The sequence below is a fragment of the Achromobacter sp. genome (assembly GCF_032102605.1).
Lineage (GTDB): Bacteria > Pseudomonadota > Gammaproteobacteria > Burkholderiales > Burkholderiaceae_B > Achromobacter.
This window is the reverse complement of record NZ_DAMDGT010000010.1, coordinates 54380-70101: the sequence shown is the minus strand read 5'-3', so window position 1 is coordinate 70101 and position 15722 is coordinate 54380. Positions and strand designations below refer to the sequence as shown.

General features: G+C 63.5%; 15 protein-coding genes. All 15 read left to right on the top strand.

Features of this window, described 5'->3' with window-relative positions; translation table 11 throughout:
• Positions 1 to 120: 120 nt before the first annotated feature.
• The 15 genes from ndk (at position 121) to RT614_RS21420 (ending at position 15699) form a co-directional block, all read left to right on the top strand.
• Positions 121 to 546 (top strand): nucleoside-diphosphate kinase, encoded by a 426-nt coding sequence (gene ndk, locus RT614_RS21490; protein ID WP_313624149.1) that lies wholly within the window; start codon positions 121 to 123, stop codon positions 544 to 546.
• Positions 547 to 589: 43 nt separating this feature from the next.
• A complete protein-coding gene (rlmN, locus tag RT614_RS21485) occupies positions 590 to 1744 on the top strand; it encodes a 23S rRNA (adenine(2503)-C(2))-methyltransferase RlmN (RefSeq protein WP_313624148.1) in 1155 nt (384 codons plus the stop codon).
• Positions 1741 to 2235, top strand: a complete 495-nt coding sequence (locus RT614_RS21480) for a helix-turn-helix domain-containing protein (RefSeq protein ID WP_313624147.1) — start codon at positions 1741 to 1743, stop codon at positions 2233 to 2235. Before rlmN ends, RT614_RS21480 begins: the two co-directional genes overlap by 4 nt.
• Positions 2236 to 2249: 14 nt before the next feature.
• Complete coding sequence (ispG, locus tag RT614_RS21475; protein ID WP_313624146.1) at positions 2250 to 3536, top strand: flavodoxin-dependent (E)-4-hydroxy-3-methylbut-2-enyl-diphosphate synthase; 1287 nt, start codon at positions 2250 to 2252, stop codon at positions 3534 to 3536.
• Between the two features lie 50 nt (positions 3537 to 3586).
• Positions 3587 to 4873 (top strand): histidine--tRNA ligase, encoded by a 1287-nt coding sequence (gene hisS, locus RT614_RS21470; protein ID WP_313624145.1) that lies wholly within the window; start codon positions 3587 to 3589, stop codon positions 4871 to 4873.
• Between the two features lie 3 nt (positions 4874 to 4876).
• Positions 4877 to 5515 (top strand): YfgM family protein, encoded by a 639-nt coding sequence (locus tag RT614_RS21465; protein ID WP_313624144.1) that lies wholly within the window; start codon positions 4877 to 4879, stop codon positions 5513 to 5515.
• Positions 5516 to 5520: 5 nt separating this feature from the next.
• Complete coding sequence (gene bamB, locus RT614_RS21460; protein WP_313624143.1) at positions 5521 to 6678, top strand: outer membrane protein assembly factor BamB; 1158 nt, start codon at positions 5521 to 5523, stop codon at positions 6676 to 6678.
• A gap of 25 nt (positions 6679 to 6703) precedes the next feature.
• Complete coding sequence (gene der, locus RT614_RS21455; protein ID WP_313624142.1) at positions 6704 to 8056, top strand: ribosome biogenesis GTPase Der; 1353 nt, start codon at positions 6704 to 6706, stop codon at positions 8054 to 8056.
• A gap of 3 nt (positions 8057 to 8059) precedes the next feature.
• Entirely contained in the window at positions 8060 to 9133 is a 1074-nt protein-coding gene (hisC, locus tag RT614_RS21450) for a histidinol-phosphate transaminase (RefSeq protein WP_313624141.1), read from the top strand.
• A 157-nt stretch (positions 9134 to 9290) separates the two neighbouring features.
• Entirely contained in the window at positions 9291 to 9527 is a 237-nt protein-coding gene (gene hfq, locus RT614_RS21445; RefSeq protein ID WP_006218585.1) for an RNA chaperone Hfq, read from the top strand.
• Positions 9528 to 9611: 84 nt separating this feature from the next.
• Complete coding sequence (gene hflX / locus RT614_RS21440) at positions 9612 to 10718, top strand: GTPase HflX (RefSeq protein ID WP_313624140.1); 1107 nt, start codon at positions 9612 to 9614, stop codon at positions 10716 to 10718.
• Positions 10684 to 11985 (top strand): FtsH protease activity modulator HflK, encoded by a 1302-nt coding sequence (gene hflK / locus RT614_RS21435; RefSeq protein ID WP_313624139.1) that lies wholly within the window; start codon positions 10684 to 10686, stop codon positions 11983 to 11985. Before hflX ends, hflK begins: the two co-directional genes overlap by 35 nt.
• An 18-nt stretch (positions 11986 to 12003) precedes the next feature.
• Positions 12004 to 12906 (top strand): protease modulator HflC, encoded by a 903-nt coding sequence (gene hflC / locus RT614_RS21430; RefSeq protein ID WP_313624138.1) that lies wholly within the window; start codon positions 12004 to 12006, stop codon positions 12904 to 12906.
• A gap of 263 nt (positions 12907 to 13169) precedes the next feature.
• Positions 13170 to 14327, top strand: a complete 1158-nt coding sequence (locus RT614_RS21425; RefSeq protein ID WP_313624137.1) for an ATP phosphoribosyltransferase regulatory subunit — start codon at positions 13170 to 13172, stop codon at positions 14325 to 14327.
• Between the two features lie 76 nt (positions 14328 to 14403).
• Positions 14404 to 15699 carry an adenylosuccinate synthase gene (locus tag RT614_RS21420; RefSeq protein ID WP_313624136.1) on the top strand — a complete coding sequence of 432 codons (1296 nt, stop codon included), beginning with the start codon at positions 14404 to 14406 and terminating at the stop codon, positions 15697 to 15699.
• Positions 15700 to 15722: the final 23 nt, after the last annotated feature.

Here is a 15722-nt window from a genome sequence, read left to right as displayed (position 1 = left end):
CTGCGCGCCAACAGCGCAATGATGCTTGACGGGCGGCGCCGAACGGCGGCACCGGCAAGCGCAGAGCCTCACCAGGCAATTAACCAGAAACCCGTCAGAAAACCAGTTTTCGGAGTCCTTATGTCCATTCAACGCACCCTCTCGATCATCAAGCCCGACGCCGTCGCCAAGAACGTCATCGGCCAGATCGTCGGCCGCTTCGAGCAAGCCGGCCTGAAGGTCATCGCCGCCCGCCTGATCCAACTGTCGCGCGCCGATGCCGAACGCTTCTACGCCGTGCACAAGGAACGCCCCTTCTTCAAGGACCTGGTTGACTTCATGATCTCGGGTCCGGTCTTCGTCCAGGCCCTGGAAGGCGAAGACGCCATCCAGAAGAACCGCGACCTGATGGGCGCCACCGACCCCAAGAAGGCGGCCGCCGGCACCATCCGCGCCGACTTCGCCGACAGCATCGACGCCAACGCCGTCCACGGCTCCGACGCTCCGGAAACGGCTGCTGTCGAAGTGGCTTTCTTCTTCCCCGAAATCAACATCCACAGCCGTTAATTTTTCGGCTCGATTGTTGAAAGCGCTTTAGTTTTACCTGGTCATGGAATCCGTCGAACGAATCAATCTGCTGGGGCTTGATGGCTCCGCCTTGTCCGATCTGGTCGGGCAGTGGGGCGGCAAGCCGTTCCGCGCCCGTCAGCTGCAGCGCTGGATGCACCAGCGCGGCGCCGATTCGTTCGACGCCATGACCGACCTGGCCCGCGAATTCCGCGGCCAACTTGCGACGCACTGCCGTATCGAAGCATTGCCCGTCAACATCGAGCAGCGCTCGACCGACGGCACCCGCAAGTGGCTGTTCGACGTGGGGCAGGGCAATGCCATCGAAACCGTCTTCATTCCCGAAGACGATCGCGGCACGCTGTGCATATCCAGCCAGGCAGGCTGCGTGGTGAACTGCCGCTTCTGCTCGACAGGGCACCAGGGCTTCAACCGCAACCTCAAGACCAGCGAAATCATCGGCCAGTTGTGGTGGGCCAAGCGCGTGCTCGAGGCCGACATCGGCACCGCCCGCCTTGAAACTGCCCGCGCCACCGAAGACACGCGCGTCATCAGCAACGTCGTGATGATGGGCATGGGCGAACCCCTGCTCAACTACGACCAGGTCCTGCCGGCCTTGCGCCTGATGCTCGACGACAACGCCTATGGTCTGTCGCGTCGCCGCGTCACGGTGTCCACGTCCGGCGTGGTTCCCATGATGGACCGTCTGTCGCAGGACTGTCCGGTTGCCCTGGCCGTTTCGCTGCACGCGCCCAACGATGCGCTGCGAGACGAACTCGTGCCGCTGAACAAGAAGTACCCCCTGAAGGAACTGCTGGCCGCTTGCGAACGCTATCTGGCGTTTGCGCCCCGCGACTTCATCACTTTTGAATACTGCATGCTGGACGGCATCAACGACACCGACCAGCACGCCAAAGAATTGATCCACATTGCACGCCAGGTGCGTTGCAAGCTCAACCTGATCCCGTTCAACCCGTTTCCTGCGTCCGGCCTGAAGCGTTCGGCCTCGGCGCGCGTGAAAGTCTTTGCTCAGCGTCTCATGGACGCCGGCATCATCACGACGGTCCGCAAGACTCGGGGCGACGATATCGATGCGGCTTGCGGCCAGTTGGCCGGAGAGGTGCGCGATCGCACTCGGATTACCGAGCGCAACGCCGCACAGCGCCAGACCATACCAATTAAACAGGTGCACGCATGACGCAGGATTTCGCTTCTGCAGTTTCTGAAACGTCCGCAGGCGCTGCGGGCAGCGTCGGCTCCGCATTGCGCGTCCTGCGCCAGTCCAAGGGCTGGTCGCTCGACGAAGTGTCCAGCCGCATCAAGTTTTCCACGAAGCAGATCGAAGCCCTTGAAAACGAGCAGTGGGACAACCTGCCCACCGGCGTTTCTCTGCGCGGTCTGGTCCGCAACTACGCGCGCCTGTTAGGCGCGGATTCGCAGGCCATCGTCGATTCGCTCGATCCCAAGGCCCGCGTCACCGGCCCCGTAAGGCTCAGCCCGGGCGCGTTGCATTCGGCGCACTCCATTCCCCAATCCAGCGCCGAGGACGAGCGTTCGTCGTCGACGTCCTGGGGTTGGCTGATCGCCATCGTGCTGGTGCTGGCCGCCGGCGTGGCGTATGCCTTCTGGCAAGGCTGGTTGCCGCAGCAATGGCTGCCGGCCGACTGGCTGCCGAAACCGACCAAGTAACCCGGCTTCAACCGATGCAAGATTCCTCTTTGCCTTGCCAGGATGCGCCGCCTCCCCCGGTCGGGGCTGCGGCGCGCCGTGTCACGCGTTCCGTCGCAGTAAAGTGGGGCGACCGCGTCGTGACGGTGGGGGGCGACGCCCCGGTCGTGGTGCAGTCCATGACCAACACCGACACCGCGGATGCCATCGCCACTGCGATCCAGGTCAAAGAGTTGGCCCAGGCCGGCTCCGAGCTCGTGCGCATCACCGTCAATACGCCCGAAGCGGCCCGCGAAGTCGTCGCCATCCGCGAACAGCTCGACCGCATGGGCGTGAACGTGCCGTTGGTGGGCGATTTCCACTACAACGGCCACAAGCTGCTGACGCAATTCCCCGAATGCGCCCAGGCGTTGTCCAAGTACCGCATCAACCCCGGCAACATGGGCGGAGGCAAGCGGCGCGACGACAACTTCGCCCAGATGATCGAAGTCGCCTGCCGGTACGACAAGCCCGTGCGCATCGGCGTCAACTGGGGCAGCCTCGACCACGAACTGATGGCGCGCAAGATGGACGAAAACAGCCGGCGCGCCCAGCCCTGGGAGGCGCAGGCGGTCATGCGCGACGCGCTCGTCGTGTCGGCCATCAGCAACGCCCAGCGCGCTGAAGAACTCGGCCTGCGCCGCGACGCCATCATCCTTTCCTGCAAGGTCAGCCATGTGCAGGACCTGATCGCGGTTTACCGTGACCTGTCCGCGCGATGCGACTATCCCCTGCACCTGGGCCTGACCGAAGCCGGCATGGGCAGCAAGGGCATCGTGGCGTCCACGGCCGCGCTGGCCGTGCTGATGCAGCAGGGCATCGGCGATACCATCCGCATTTCGCTTACGCCGGAACCTGGCGGAGAGCGCAGCCGCGAAGCCATCGTCGCGCAGGAAATCCTGCAGACCATGGGCCTGCGCGCATTCACGCCCATGGTCGTCGCTTGCCCGGGTTGCGGACGCACCAGCAGCACGTTCTTCCAGGAACTTGCCGACAGCATCCAGACGTTCCTGCGCCGGCAGATGCCGGTGTGGCGGGCGCAATATCCCGGCGTCGAAAGCATGAACGTCGCGGTGATGGGCTGTGTGGTCAATGGGCCGGGCGAAAGCCGCCATGCCGACATCGGGATCAGTCTGCCCGGCACCGGCGAGGTGCCGGCTGCCCCGGTGTTCGTCGACGGCGAGCGCACCGTTACGCTCAAGGGCGACCATATCGCCGAAGAGTTCCAGGCCATCGTTGAAGAATACGTTGCGCGTCGCTACGGCGCGCTCGCCTCTCACTAAAGTAAGGGTGTAGCCGCCCGCGCGCCGGCGCGCGGCGCGGCATGATCAAGATGACTCAAGCTTTCCAGAAAGTCGCCGCCATCCGCGGCATGAATGACCTGTTGCCAGGGGCAAGCGCCCGCTGGGAGCAATTCGAGGAAATCGTGCGCGGCTGGCTGCGCGGCTACGGCTATCGCAATGTGCGTACGCCCGTGCTTGAGCATACGCGCCTGTTCGCGCGCGGCATTGGCGAAGTCACCGACATCGTCGAAAAAGAGATGTACACGTTCACCGATGCGCTGAATGGCGAATCGCTGACGATGCGGCCCGAGATGACGGCCGGCATCGTGCGCGCGTCCATCGAGCACAACCTGCTCTATGACCGCCCGCAGCGCGTCTACTCCATCGGTCCGGTCTTCCGCCACGAACGTCCGCAACGCGGCCGCTATCGCCAGTTCCACCAGATCGACGTCGAAGCGCTCGGCTTTGCTGGTCCCGATGTGGATGCCGAACTGATCGTCATGCTGGCTCGCCTCTGGAAGCTGCTTGGCCTGAAAGACGTGCGCCTCGAACTGAACTCGCTGGGGCAGCCGGCCGAGCGCGCCGCGCATCGCGCTGCCCTGATCCAGCATCTGGAAAAGCATCGCGACGTCCTGGACGAAGACGGCCAGCGCCGCATGTATAGCAACCCGCTGCGCGTGCTGGACACGAAGAACCCCGCCATGCAGGAAATGGCCGACAGCGCGCCGCGCCTGTTCGATTTCCTGGGCGAAGAATCCCGCGCGCACTTCGATGGCGTGTGCCAGCGCCTGTCGGACGCCGGAATCGAGTACCGCTTGAATCCTCGCCTGGTCCGCGGCCTGGACTACTACAACCTGACCGTCTTCGAGTGGGTTACCGACCGCCTCGGTTCGCAAGGCACCGTCTGCGGCGGAGGCCGCTACGACGGCCTGATCGAACTGCTGGGCGGCAAGTCGGCTCCCGCCGTGGGGTTCGCCATTGGCATGGAACGCCTGCTGGATTTGTGGGAACAAAGCGTCGAAGTTGCCGCTCCCGCGGAATGCGATGTCTACGTCGTGCATCAGGGTGAAGACGCGCAGCGCCTTGCCGCCCGCGTAGGTGAAGACCTGCGGGACGCTGGCCTGTCAGTCATCGTTCATGCCGGTTCGGCGGGCTTCAAGTCCCAATTCAAGCGCGCGGATGCCAGCGGCGCTCGCGTTGCGGTTATCCTTGGCGCCGATGAAGTGGCGTCGCAGACCGCCAGCGTCAAATTCCTGCGCGCGCAGGAACAGGGCGAGGCGGCGCAGCAGCAGGTTCCGTTGGCGAATCTGGCCGATGCATTGAACAACAAGGGTTAAGGCATGGCATACGATCTGGAAGAACAGGAAAAACTCGACGCGATCAAGGCGTGGTGGGCCCGCTACGGAACTCTCGTGCTCACGCTGGCGACCGTCGTGCTCCTGGCCTGGGGCGGCTGGTGGGGCTGGAAGGCGTTTGAATCGCATCGCGCCAACCAGGCCATGGGCTACTTCGAGGCGCTCGAAGACGCGGCCCGCCTGGGCGGCGCCGATTCCTCGGTGCGTATCAAGACTGCCGCCGCGACGCTGCGCGACAAGTACCCCAATACCGGCTATGCCGCACGCGGCGCGCTCGTTGCCGCGCAGGCGCTGCAGGCTCAGAAGGACGAGGCCGGTGCTCGCGAACAGCTTGAATGGCTGGCCGGGCAGGGCAAGAACCCGTCCATGCAGGCCGTCGCGCGTCTGCGTCTGGCCGGCATGCTGCTGGACCAGAAGCAATACGATGCCGCCCTGGCGCAACTGAACAATCCGCCCGCTGCCTTTGCCGCGTTGTTCGCGGACCGCCGTGGCGACGTTCTGGCCGCGCAGGGCAAGCGCGACGAGGCGCGCGCGGCGTGGCAAAGCGCCATCGATGGCCTGGGCATGGCGAACCCCCTGACCCAGGTCGTGCAACTGAAACTGGATGCCTTGAGCGGAGCGTGACTGTAATGCGTAAATTTGCACCTGGCCGTACGTGGCGCGGCGCCGTTTTGCTGGCAAGCCTGCTTGCGCTGGGCGGATGCGGCATGTTTTCCCACGACGACGGCCGTTACGACCCCGCTCCCCTGACTGAATACAAGGCCGGCATGTCCGTGCGCCAGGTATGGTCCACGTCCATCGGCAGCGGTTCCGGCCTGGGCTTCGCGCCCACCGTGCTGGGCGATGCCGTCTACGCGGCTACGCCCGACGGTTCCGTGGGCAAGTTCGATCTGCAAAGCGGTCGCGCCATCTGGAAGGCCAGGGTCGACGGCAAGCTGTCCGCAGGCGCCGGTAGTGATGGCACCACCACCGCAGTCGCTTCGCCCAATGGCGACGTGATCGCTTTCGACGACACCGGCAAGGTGAAGTGGAAGGTCCGCGCCTCCAGCGACGTCAGCGTGCCGCCGGTCGTCGGCTACGGCATCGTTGTCGTGCGCAGCGGCGACTACCGCATCCAGGCTTTCGACGCCAATAATGGCGAGCGCGTCTGGAGCGTGCAGCGTCCGGGCCCCTCGCTGGCCTTGCGCAGCGTGTCGCAGATGGTTCTGGCCGAAGGGTTGGTCATTACCGGCCTGCCGGGCGGCAAGCTCATGGCCATTGCTTCCAATAGCGGCAACGTGCAATGGGAAGGCACCGTCGCGACGCCGCGCGGCGCCAGCGACCTCGAACGCCTGACCGACGTCGTCGGCAGCCCGCGCCTGGCCGGCACCCTGCTGTGCGCAGTCGCTTACCAGGGACGCATCGTCTGCTTCGACGTCACTGCGGGCGGCCGTCCCCTCTGGGCGAAGGATTTTTCCAGCGTCAGCGGCCTTACGCTCGACGACCGCTTCGCCTATTCCGCAGACCAGAACAGCGTGGTGAACGCGTTTGCGATGGATAATGGCGGCAATGTCTGGAAGCAAGCTGCGCTGAAGAACCGCCAGCTCACCGCACCGGCTATTCTGGGGGGAGCGCTCGCCGTGGGCGACCTGGATGGCTATCTGCACTTCCTGTCGCGTAGTGACGGCAGCCTGCTGGCGCGCCTGTCCGTGGGTGGCGGCGCGATCGTGACGCCGCCGCAGACGACCCCCCAAGGTGTGCTGGTCCAGACGGGCAATGGCAATCTCGTCATGATCGGCACCAACTGAAACCTATAAACCAAAGCCTTACACCGTGTCCTTCAAGCCTGTCGTTGCCTTGGTCGGCCGCCCCAATGTGGGGAAATCGACCCTTTTCAACCGCCTGACGCGATCGCGCGCCGCGCTGGTGGCCGATTATTCCGGCCTGACCCGCGATCGCCACTACGGCGAGGGCAGGGTAGGCGAGATTCCGTTCATCGCTATCGATACCGGCGGTTTCGAACCCGTCGCCAAGGATGGCATCCTGCGCGAAATGGCCCGCCAGACGCGGCAGGCCATCGCTGAAGCCGACGTCGTGGTGTTCCTGGTCGACGCGCGGGCAGGCCTGAACGCGCACGACCACGAAATCGCCCAACTGCTGCGCAAATCGGGTCAGCAACGCGTATTGCTGGCCGTGAACAAGGCGGAAGGCATGGGTTTGGGTCCCGCCATCGCCGAGTTCCATGAGCTCGGCCTTGGCCGACCCCACCCCATTTCGGCTGCGCACGGCGACGGCATCGTCGACCTGATCGAGCTCGCGCTCAAGGATCTGGCCGAGCCGCCTTCGGAAGAAGAACCCGTCGAAGAAGGCGAGCACGATCACCGTATCAAGCTGGCGATCGTCGGTCGTCCCAACGTAGGCAAGTCCACCCTTATCAACACCTTCATGGGCGAAGAGCGCGTGATCGCGTTCGACATGCCGGGCACCACGCGCGACGCGATCGAAATCGATTTCGATCGCGACGGCCGGCGCTACACGCTCATCGACACCGCTGGCCTGCGCAAGCGCGGCAAGGTGTTCGAAGCCGTTGAAAAGTTCTCCGTCATCAAGACCTTGCAGGCCATCGAGGCCAGCAACGTCGTCTTGCTGATGCTGGACGCGCAAACCGAGATCTCCGAACAAGACGCGCATATCGCCGGGTTCGTGCTGGAAACCGGGCGCGCCGTGGTCGTCGCCGTCAATAAATGGGATGGCCTGGACGGCGAAGAAAAGGAGCGCATCGAACGCGAGTTCAACCGCAAACTGCGTTTCCTCTCGTTCGCGCGCGTGCACACGATTTCGGCGTTGCAGGGGCAGGGCATCAAACCCTTGCTCAAGTCAATCAACGCCGCGCATGCAGCCGCCTTCGCCAAGCTGTCCACGCCCAAGCTCACGCGCGAGTTGCAAGCCGCGGTCGAACAGCAGCCGCCGCCGCGCAAGGGCATTTTCCGTCCCAAGATGCGTTATGCGCACCAGGGCGGACAAAATCCGCCGCTGGTCGTCATCCACGGCAACGCGCTTGATGCCATTCCGGATTCGTACCGTCGTTACCTCGAAACGCGCTTCCGCAATGCGTTCGACCTCGCCGGCACGCCGTTGCGCATCGAATTCAAGTCTTCGCATAACCCTTACGCGCAGGAAAGCTGATCCATGAGCCGTTTCTGGAGTCCCGTCGTCGGGACGCTCAGCCCCTATGTCCCGGGCGAGCAGCCCAAGCTTCAGAACCTGGTCAAGCTGAACACCAACGAGCATCCTTACGGACCCTCGCCCAAGGTGCTCGATGCGATCCGCGAGGCTTGCGACGACACGCTCAAGCTTTATCCAGATCCGTCGTCCGACCGCCTGCGTCAGGCCATCGCCACGGCCGTCGGCGCCCAGCCGGCTCAGGTCTTCGTGGGCAATGGCTCCGACGAGGTCCTGGCGCACGTGTTCCTTGCGCTGCTCAAGCATGACCGGCCGCTGCGTTTTCCGGACATCACCTATAGCTTCTATCCGGTGTATTGCGGTCTTTACGGCATCGAGCACCAGCCCATGCCGTTGACGGCCGACTTCCGGATCGATGTCGACGACTATCTGCCCGCGCGCCACGGGCAGGCCGGCGCCATCATCTTCCCGAATCCCAATGCGCCTACCGGGCGCGCTCTGAGCGCCGCCGAGGTCGAACGCATCGTTGCCGGCAATCCAGATACGGTCGTCGTCGTGGACGAGGCATACGTGGACTTCGGCGCAGAATCGGTGATTCCGCTGGTCTCCCGTTACGACAACCTGCTGGTGGTGCAAACGCTCTCCAAGTCGCGATCGCTCGCGGGCCTGCGAGTCGGTTTCGCCGTCGGAAGCGCCGCCCTGATCGACGGTCTTGAGCGGGTAAAGAACAGTTTCAACTCCTACCCCATCGATCGTTTGGCATCCGCAGGAGCGGTGGCGGCCTTGGAAGATAGGGAGTACTTTGAGCAGACTCGCCAAGCCGTGATCGCCACCCGGTCGCGGATGGCGGCGGGGCTGGAAGCGCTAGGTTTCGAGGTGCTGCCGTCGGCCGCGAATTTCGTGTTCGTCCGACATCGTTCAAAAGACGCGGCGGTCCTGGCCGCCGAACTGCGTGAACGCAGCATCATCGTGCGCCATTTTCGTCATGCGCGGATTGACCAATTTCTGCGCATCACGGTGGGTACGGAAGCGCAATGCGACCTGCTTCTGGCGGCGCTCGCGCAGGTGCTGCAGGCGTGATTTTCAGAGGCTTTTCAGCTGGAAAACTCTGGTCTCATTTTTGCTTCCCGGCCAAGTAGCACGGGCCGGGAAAACCCTGTAGAGTACGTGTTTCGGCGTGCACCACCAGTACAAAAAGCACGTCATTACTCAATAACAAACAAATGGAGCCTGGCCAATGAGCAATAAAGGGCAAACTCTGCAAGATCCGTTCCTCAACACGCTGCGCAAGGATCATGTGCCCGTGTCGATCTACCTCGTGAACGGCATCAAGCTTCAAGGGCAAATCGAATCCTTCGACCAGTACGTGGTGTTGCTGCGAAATACCGTCACGCAAATGGTCTACAAGCACGCCATTTCCACCGTCGTTCCCGCGCGTGCCGTGAATTTTCAAGTGGAAGTCCCTGCTGAGTAATCTCGCTCCAGCTTTACCTTTTATTGCCCGCCGGACGGATGACGTCGGCGGGCATTTTCGCTTTGGCTCCAATATGGTGCATGTATGCGCGCTCTGATCATCAGTGTGGACCTGGGTGACCCAGACTTCACGGCCCATGCCGAGGAATTCGCCATGCTGGCCAAGGGCGCGGGCGCCGAAATCGTCGGCACCCTTACCGCCCGGCGCGATCGCCCCGACGCCAAATTCTTCATCGGCTCGGGCAAGGCCGACGAAGGCGTCGCGATGGCGCAGGCCCTGCTTGCCGATATCGTTCTCTTCGACCAACCGTTGTCACCCGCCCAGCAGCGCAACCTCGAACGCGCCTTCAACCTGCGCGTGGTCGACCGTGTCGCGCTCATCCTGGACATCTTTGCCCTGCGCGCAAAGAGTCACGAGGGGAAGCTCCAGGTGGAACTTGCCCAGCTACAGCATTTGGCCACCCGCCTGACGCGTTTGTGGAGCCACCTTGAACGACAGCGGGGCGGCATCGGGATGCGCGGGCCGGGTGAATCCCAGCTCGAAATGGACCGCCGCATGATCGGCGCCAAGGTCAAGACCCTGCGCGAGCGCCTGGATAAGGTCGAGCGCCAGCGCGTCACTCAGCGGCGCGCCCGCGCGCGCGGCGGCGCGCTGTCAGTGTCGCTGGTGGGCTACACCAACGCCGGAAAATCCACCTTGTTCAACGCCCTGACGCGGGCCGACGCCTACGCCGCCGACCAGTTGTTTGCCACCCTGGATACCACCACGCGGCGCATCTGGGTGGAAGGGGCGGGTTCGGTTGTCGTTTCCGATACGGTAGGCTTCATTCGCGACCTGCCTCACGGCCTGATCGCCGCTTTCCGGGCCACCCTGGAAGAAACGGTGCACGCGGACCTGCTCCTCCATGTGGTGGACGCCTCCAGCCCCCAACGGGATGAGCAGATATTCGAGGTCAACAAGGTCCTCGCCGAAATCGGCGCTGCCGCGATTCCCACCATTCTGGTATACAACAAGATCGACCGGGCGGGATTGGAACCGCGGGTGGAGCGCGATGCACATGGTACGATTGCGCGAGTATTTGTAAGCGCCACCGAGCGCGCCGGTTTGGATGCGTTGCGCGGGGCAATTGCGGAGACCGGACAGATTGTGGGAAACAATGCCGCGAATTATCAAACTCTTCAATCTGAATGACCCCGGCTGGGGTCGTGGAAACAACAACGGCTCCGAGCCGCCGCCGAAGCGGCCCCAAGGCAATGGAGACGGCCCTCCTGATCTGGACGAGGTCTGGCGCGATTTCAATAATCGCATCGGTTCCCTGTTCGGACGCAAGGGCGGGGGCGGTAATAACCGACCCAACAACCGCGGCGGTATGACGCCGCCTTCTCCGCGTGGAACGCGCATCGGCCTGGGCGTCATCGCCCTGGTCGCGGTCGGCATCTGGCTGGCCAGCGGCTTCTACATCGTGCAAGAAGGCCAGGTCGCGGTCGTGACCCAGTTCGGCAAATACAAGAGCACGTCGCAGGCCGGTTTCCAATGGCGCTTGCCGTATCCCATCCAGAACCACGAGATGGTGAACGTGTCGCAGCTTCGCACGTTCGAAGTCGGTTTCCGTGGCGGCGCGCGCAACAAGGTGCTGCCTGAAGCGCTGATGCTCACGACGGACGAGAACATCGTCGATATGCAGTTCGTCGTGCAATATCGCCTGCGCGCCGACGGCGCGCCCGACTACCTCTTCATGACGCGCGACCCTGACGAATCCGTCCGCCAGGCGTCCGAGACCGCCATGCGCGAAGTCGTGGGCAAACAGTCGATGGACTTCGTGCTCTACGAAGGCCGTACGACGGTCGCCTCGCAAGTGCAGGCGCTGATGCAGCAGATCCTGGATCGTTACCAGACGGGCGTGCAGGTCAGCACGGTCGCCATCCAGAACGTGCAGCCGCCGGAACAGGTTCAGGCCGCGTTCGACGACGCCGTCAAGGCAGGACAGGACCGCGAGCGCCAGATCAACGAAGGCCAGGCGTACGCCAACCAGGTCGTGCCGCTGGCCAGTGGCCAGGCGTCGCGCATGACGGAGCAGGCCGAAGGCTACAAGGCCAAGGTCGTCGGCGATGCCCAGGGTAATACGTCGCGCTTCACCAGCATTCTCGGCGAATACGAGAAGTCTCCGCTGGTCATGCGCCAACGTATGTACCTGGAAAGCATGCAGGACATCTTCACGCGCGCCAGCAAGGTCATGGTCGACACCAAGAGCAACAACAACATGTTGTATTTGCCCCTGGACAAGATCATGCACTTGGCAGCCCAGGATGCGGGCAAGTCCAACATCGGCGGCTCCGGTTCGCCGACCCTGGTCAACCCGCCCGTCCAGCAGCCTCCACGCGGCACCGCCGCGCCGGCGCCGCAGCCTTCCGGCAGCAGCAATAGCAACACGCTGCCTCGCGACCGTATGTCGCGCTAACCCGGAGGAGTCCTGATCATGAATCGTCTTATGCCTATCCTGGTCGGCCTGCTTATCGTGCTGGCCCTCCTTTCTTCCAGCGTTTTCGTCGTGCGCGAGCGCGACTACGCGCTGGTGTTCTCCCTGGGTGAAGTTCGCCGGGTCATCAGCGAGCCCGGTCTGTATTTCAAGGTTCCGCCGCCTTTCCAGAACGTGGTCACGCTCGACAAGCGCATCTTGACCATCGAAACCAACGAAGCCGAGCGCATCCAGACTTCCGAAAAGAAGAACCTGCTGATCGACTCGTACGTCAAATGGCGTATCGCGGATCCCCGACTGTTCTACGTGACGTTCGGTGGCAATGAGCGTGCGGCGCAAGAGCGTCTGCAAGCCCAGATCCGCGACGCGCTGAACGCGTCGGTCAACGTGCGCACGGTGCGCGACGTGGTGTCGACCGAACGCGACAAGATCATGGCGGAAATCCTGACGAACGTCGCCAAGCGCGCCGAACCGCTGGGCGTGCAGATCGTCGACGTGCGCCTGCGCCGGATCGAATTTGCGCCGGAAATTTCGGAGTCGGTGTATCGCCGCATGGAGGCAGAACGTACTCGCGTCGCCAACGAGCTGCGTTCCATCGGTGCCGCCGAAGGCGAAAAAATCCGCGCCGAAGCGGACCGCCAGCGCGAAGTCATCGTGGCCCAGGCGTATGCGAAGGCGCAGGGCATCATGGGTGAGGGCGATGCTGCCGCGGCGGCCATCTATGCCCAGGCCTATGGCAAGAACCCGGACTTCTACACGTACTACAAGAGCCTGGAAGCCTACCGTGCTTCGTTCTCCAAGCCGGGCGATGTCCTGGTGGTGGACCCCAGCTCCAGTTTCTTCCAGTTCATGAAGGACCCGGCCGGCGCCGCATTGGCTCCCGTCACCGTGCCGGCCAAGTGATTCGGCTAGGTTGGTAGTCAGGAAAAGCCTCTTGGTACTCAAGGGGCTTTTTCATTTCTGGCGGGGCGGGGCGGTTTTCCGCGGGTATGAGGGACGGGTCCGTGCGACGCCTTTTCCGCGGGTGGCGCGGATGCTCGAACCATGTACAATACCGCGTAAGCTAGAAAACATTCCGCAGCGGCTGAGCGGGCTTACGCCCCCTCAGCCGCTTTTTCGTTTGGGCGACGCCCACGCATCACTTGGCGTTATTCAGGTAAACATTCATGGGTAACTGGTTGCTGCCCGAGAGCCTTGCCGACGTACTTCCGGCAGAGGCCCGGCGCATCGAGGAATTGCGCCGCGAACTTCTCGACTTGTATCGCACATACGGGTTCGAGCTTGTCGCGCCGCCCCTTGTCGAGTACATCGATTCTCTGCTGTCGGGCACTGGCACCGATCTGGATCTGCGCACCTGCAAGCTGGTCGACCAGCTTTCGGGCCGCACGCTGGGCGTGCGAGCAGACATGACTCCCCAGGTCACGCGCATCGACGCTCACTTGTTGAACCGCGCGGGCGTTACCCGCCTGTGCTATTGCGGCAACGTACTGCATGCCCGTCCGTCGGACTTGCTGTCCAGCCGCGAACTGCTGCAGATCGGCGCTGAAATCTACGGGCACGCGGGCTTCGAGGCCGACCTTGAAATCATCCAGCTTGTGCTGGAAACCGTCGCAATTGCCGGCGTGCGCAATCCTCGCCTGGACTTGTGCCATCCAGGAGTGCTTCGCGCCATCCTGAAATCGGATCCGGCAGCGGCAGAACTGTCGCAGGACGCCATCCGCCTGATGCGCGACAAGGATGTGCCTGGCTTGGGCGAACTGGCGACGCGTGCGCCTGGCATCCGCCCTGACACGCTGAAGGCATTGCAGTTGCTGCCTACCTTGTACGGCGGTCCGGAAGTGCTGAAGACCGCGCGTCGCGATCTGCCCTCGCTGCCCGGTGTGGCCGAGGCGCTGGATGCGCTGCAGGCCGTGGTCGACGCGATGCCGAATGTGTCGTTCAGCGTGGACTTGGCGGACGTCGGCGGCTATGCCTACCATTCTGGCGTCAAGTTCGCCCTGTACGCCGAAGGTTGGCACGATGCGCTGGTCAGCGGCGGTCGCTACGACGACGTCAGCCGTGCATTCGGGCGGGCGCGTCCCGCCACGGGCTTCAGTCTTGATTTACGCAAGCTGGCGGCGGGTTTGCCGCCGGCGGAACGGGCGCGCGCGGTTCGTGCGCCCTGGGGGCAGGCCCCCGCCCTGACCGAGGCGGTTCGCCGCCTTCGCCGGTCGGGGGAAATTGTCGTTCAGGTATTGCCCGGTCACGAGCAGGATCAGGACGAATTCGTTTGCGATCGCGAGCTGGCGCTGCAGGATGGCGTCTGGACGGTCAGAACGCTGTGACTAACTCCCCCTCGGAAACGAGGGGGCCGCGGGGAGATTTCCGGATTTCCCGAGAAACTCGATATTGATTCGTAACATGAGCAAGAACGTAGTCGTAATCGGCACCCAATGGGGTGACGAGGGCAAGGGCAAGATCGTCGACTGGCTGGCGGAATCCGTCCAGGGCGTGGTCCGCTTCCAGGGCGGTCACAACGCCGGCCATACGCTGTGGATCAATGGCAAGAAGACCATTCTTCGCCTGATCCCGTCCGGCATCATGCATCCCGGCGTCACCTGCTTCATCGGCAATGGCGTTGTGCTGTCCCCCGAGGCCCTGCTCAAGGAAATCGAAGAGCTTGAGGCTGCGGGTCTGGACGTGCGTTCGCGCCTGCAGATCTCCGAGATCTGCCCGCTGATCCTCCCTTACCACGTTGCCATCGACAAAGCGCGCGAAGCGCGCAAGGGCGAAGGCAAGATCGGCACCACCGGTCGCGGCATTGGTCCGGCGTACGAAGACAAGGTCGCCCGCCGCGCCCTGCGCGTGCAAGACCTCTTCAATCCCGCGCTCTTCGACGAAAAGCTCGCCGAAGTGCTGGATTATCACAACTTCGTGCTGACCAAGTACCTCGGCGCCGAAGCCGTGTCCGCCAACGAAGTGCGTGACCAGGCCATGGCGCTTGCTCCGGCCATCGCGCCGATGGTCAAGGACGTGTCCAGCAACCTGTACGCCATGCAACAGGAAGGCAAGCGCCTGCTGTTCGAAGGTGCGCAGGGGGCGCTGCTCGACGTCGACCACGGCACGTACCCCTTCGTCACCAGCAGCAACTGCGTTGCCGGTGCGGCGTCGGCTGGCGCGGGCGTTGGTCCGCAGCAACTGGACTACGTCCTGGGCATCACCAAGGCCTACACCACCCGCGTCGGTTCGGGCCCGTTCCCGACGGAACTGGTCGACGAAATCGGCACCCGCCTGGCTACCATCGGCAAGGAATTTGGCTCCGTCACGGGCCGTCCGCGTCGCTGCGGCTGGTTCGACGGCGCCGCGCTGAAGCGCTCCGTCCGCCTGAACGGCATTTCCGGCCTGTGCATCACCAAGCTGGACGTGCTTGACGGCCTGGAAACCATCCAGCTGGGCGTCGGTTACCGCGTCAACGGTGAATTCCGCGATGTCCTGCCGTACGGTGCGCACGCCGTGGCCCAGGCCCAACCGGTGCTCGAAGAACTGCCCGGCTGGAGCGAATCGACTGTCGGTATCACCGAATACGACAAGCTCCCCGAAGCGGCTCGCCGTTACCTGGAGCGCGTGGCTGAAGTGTGCGGTGTTCCGATCGACCTGGTGTCCACCGGTCCGGATCGCAACGAGACCATTGTTTTGCGTCATCCCCTGAAGGGCTGACATCGGGTTATTATCCCCAAGGC

Coding starts and splice junctions, on each gene's coding strand:
- ispG (WP_313624146.1), top strand. CDS start 2,250: ATGCAAGATTCCTCTTTGCCTTGCCAGGATGCGCCGCCTCCCCCGGTC.
- rlmN (WP_313624148.1), top strand. CDS start 590: ATGGAATCCGTCGAACGAATCAATCTGCTGGGGCTTGATGGCTCCGCC.
- hisS (WP_313624145.1), top strand. CDS start 3,587: ATGACTCAAGCTTTCCAGAAAGTCGCCGCCATCCGCGGCATGAATGAC.
- ndk (WP_313624149.1), top strand. CDS start 121: ATGTCCATTCAACGCACCCTCTCGATCATCAAGCCCGACGCCGTCGCC.
- RT614_RS21425 (WP_313624137.1), top strand. CDS start 13,170: ATGGGTAACTGGTTGCTGCCCGAGAGCCTTGCCGACGTACTTCCGGCA.
- hflC (WP_313624138.1), top strand. CDS start 12,004: ATGAATCGTCTTATGCCTATCCTGGTCGGCCTGCTTATCGTGCTGGCC.
- hflX (WP_313624140.1), top strand. CDS start 9,612: ATGCGCGCTCTGATCATCAGTGTGGACCTGGGTGACCCAGACTTCACG.
- RT614_RS21420 (WP_313624136.1), top strand. CDS start 14,404: ATGAGCAAGAACGTAGTCGTAATCGGCACCCAATGGGGTGACGAGGGC.
- bamB (WP_313624143.1), top strand. CDS start 5,521: ATGCGTAAATTTGCACCTGGCCGTACGTGGCGCGGCGCCGTTTTGCTG.
- hflK (WP_313624139.1), top strand. CDS start 10,684: ATGCCGCGAATTATCAAACTCTTCAATCTGAATGACCCCGGCTGGGGT.
- RT614_RS21480 (WP_313624147.1), top strand. CDS start 1,741: ATGACGCAGGATTTCGCTTCTGCAGTTTCTGAAACGTCCGCAGGCGCT.
- hfq (WP_006218585.1), top strand. CDS start 9,291: ATGAGCAATAAAGGGCAAACTCTGCAAGATCCGTTCCTCAACACGCTG.
- hisC (WP_313624141.1), top strand. CDS start 8,060: ATGAGCCGTTTCTGGAGTCCCGTCGTCGGGACGCTCAGCCCCTATGTC.
- RT614_RS21465 (WP_313624144.1), top strand. CDS start 4,877: ATGGCATACGATCTGGAAGAACAGGAAAAACTCGACGCGATCAAGGCG.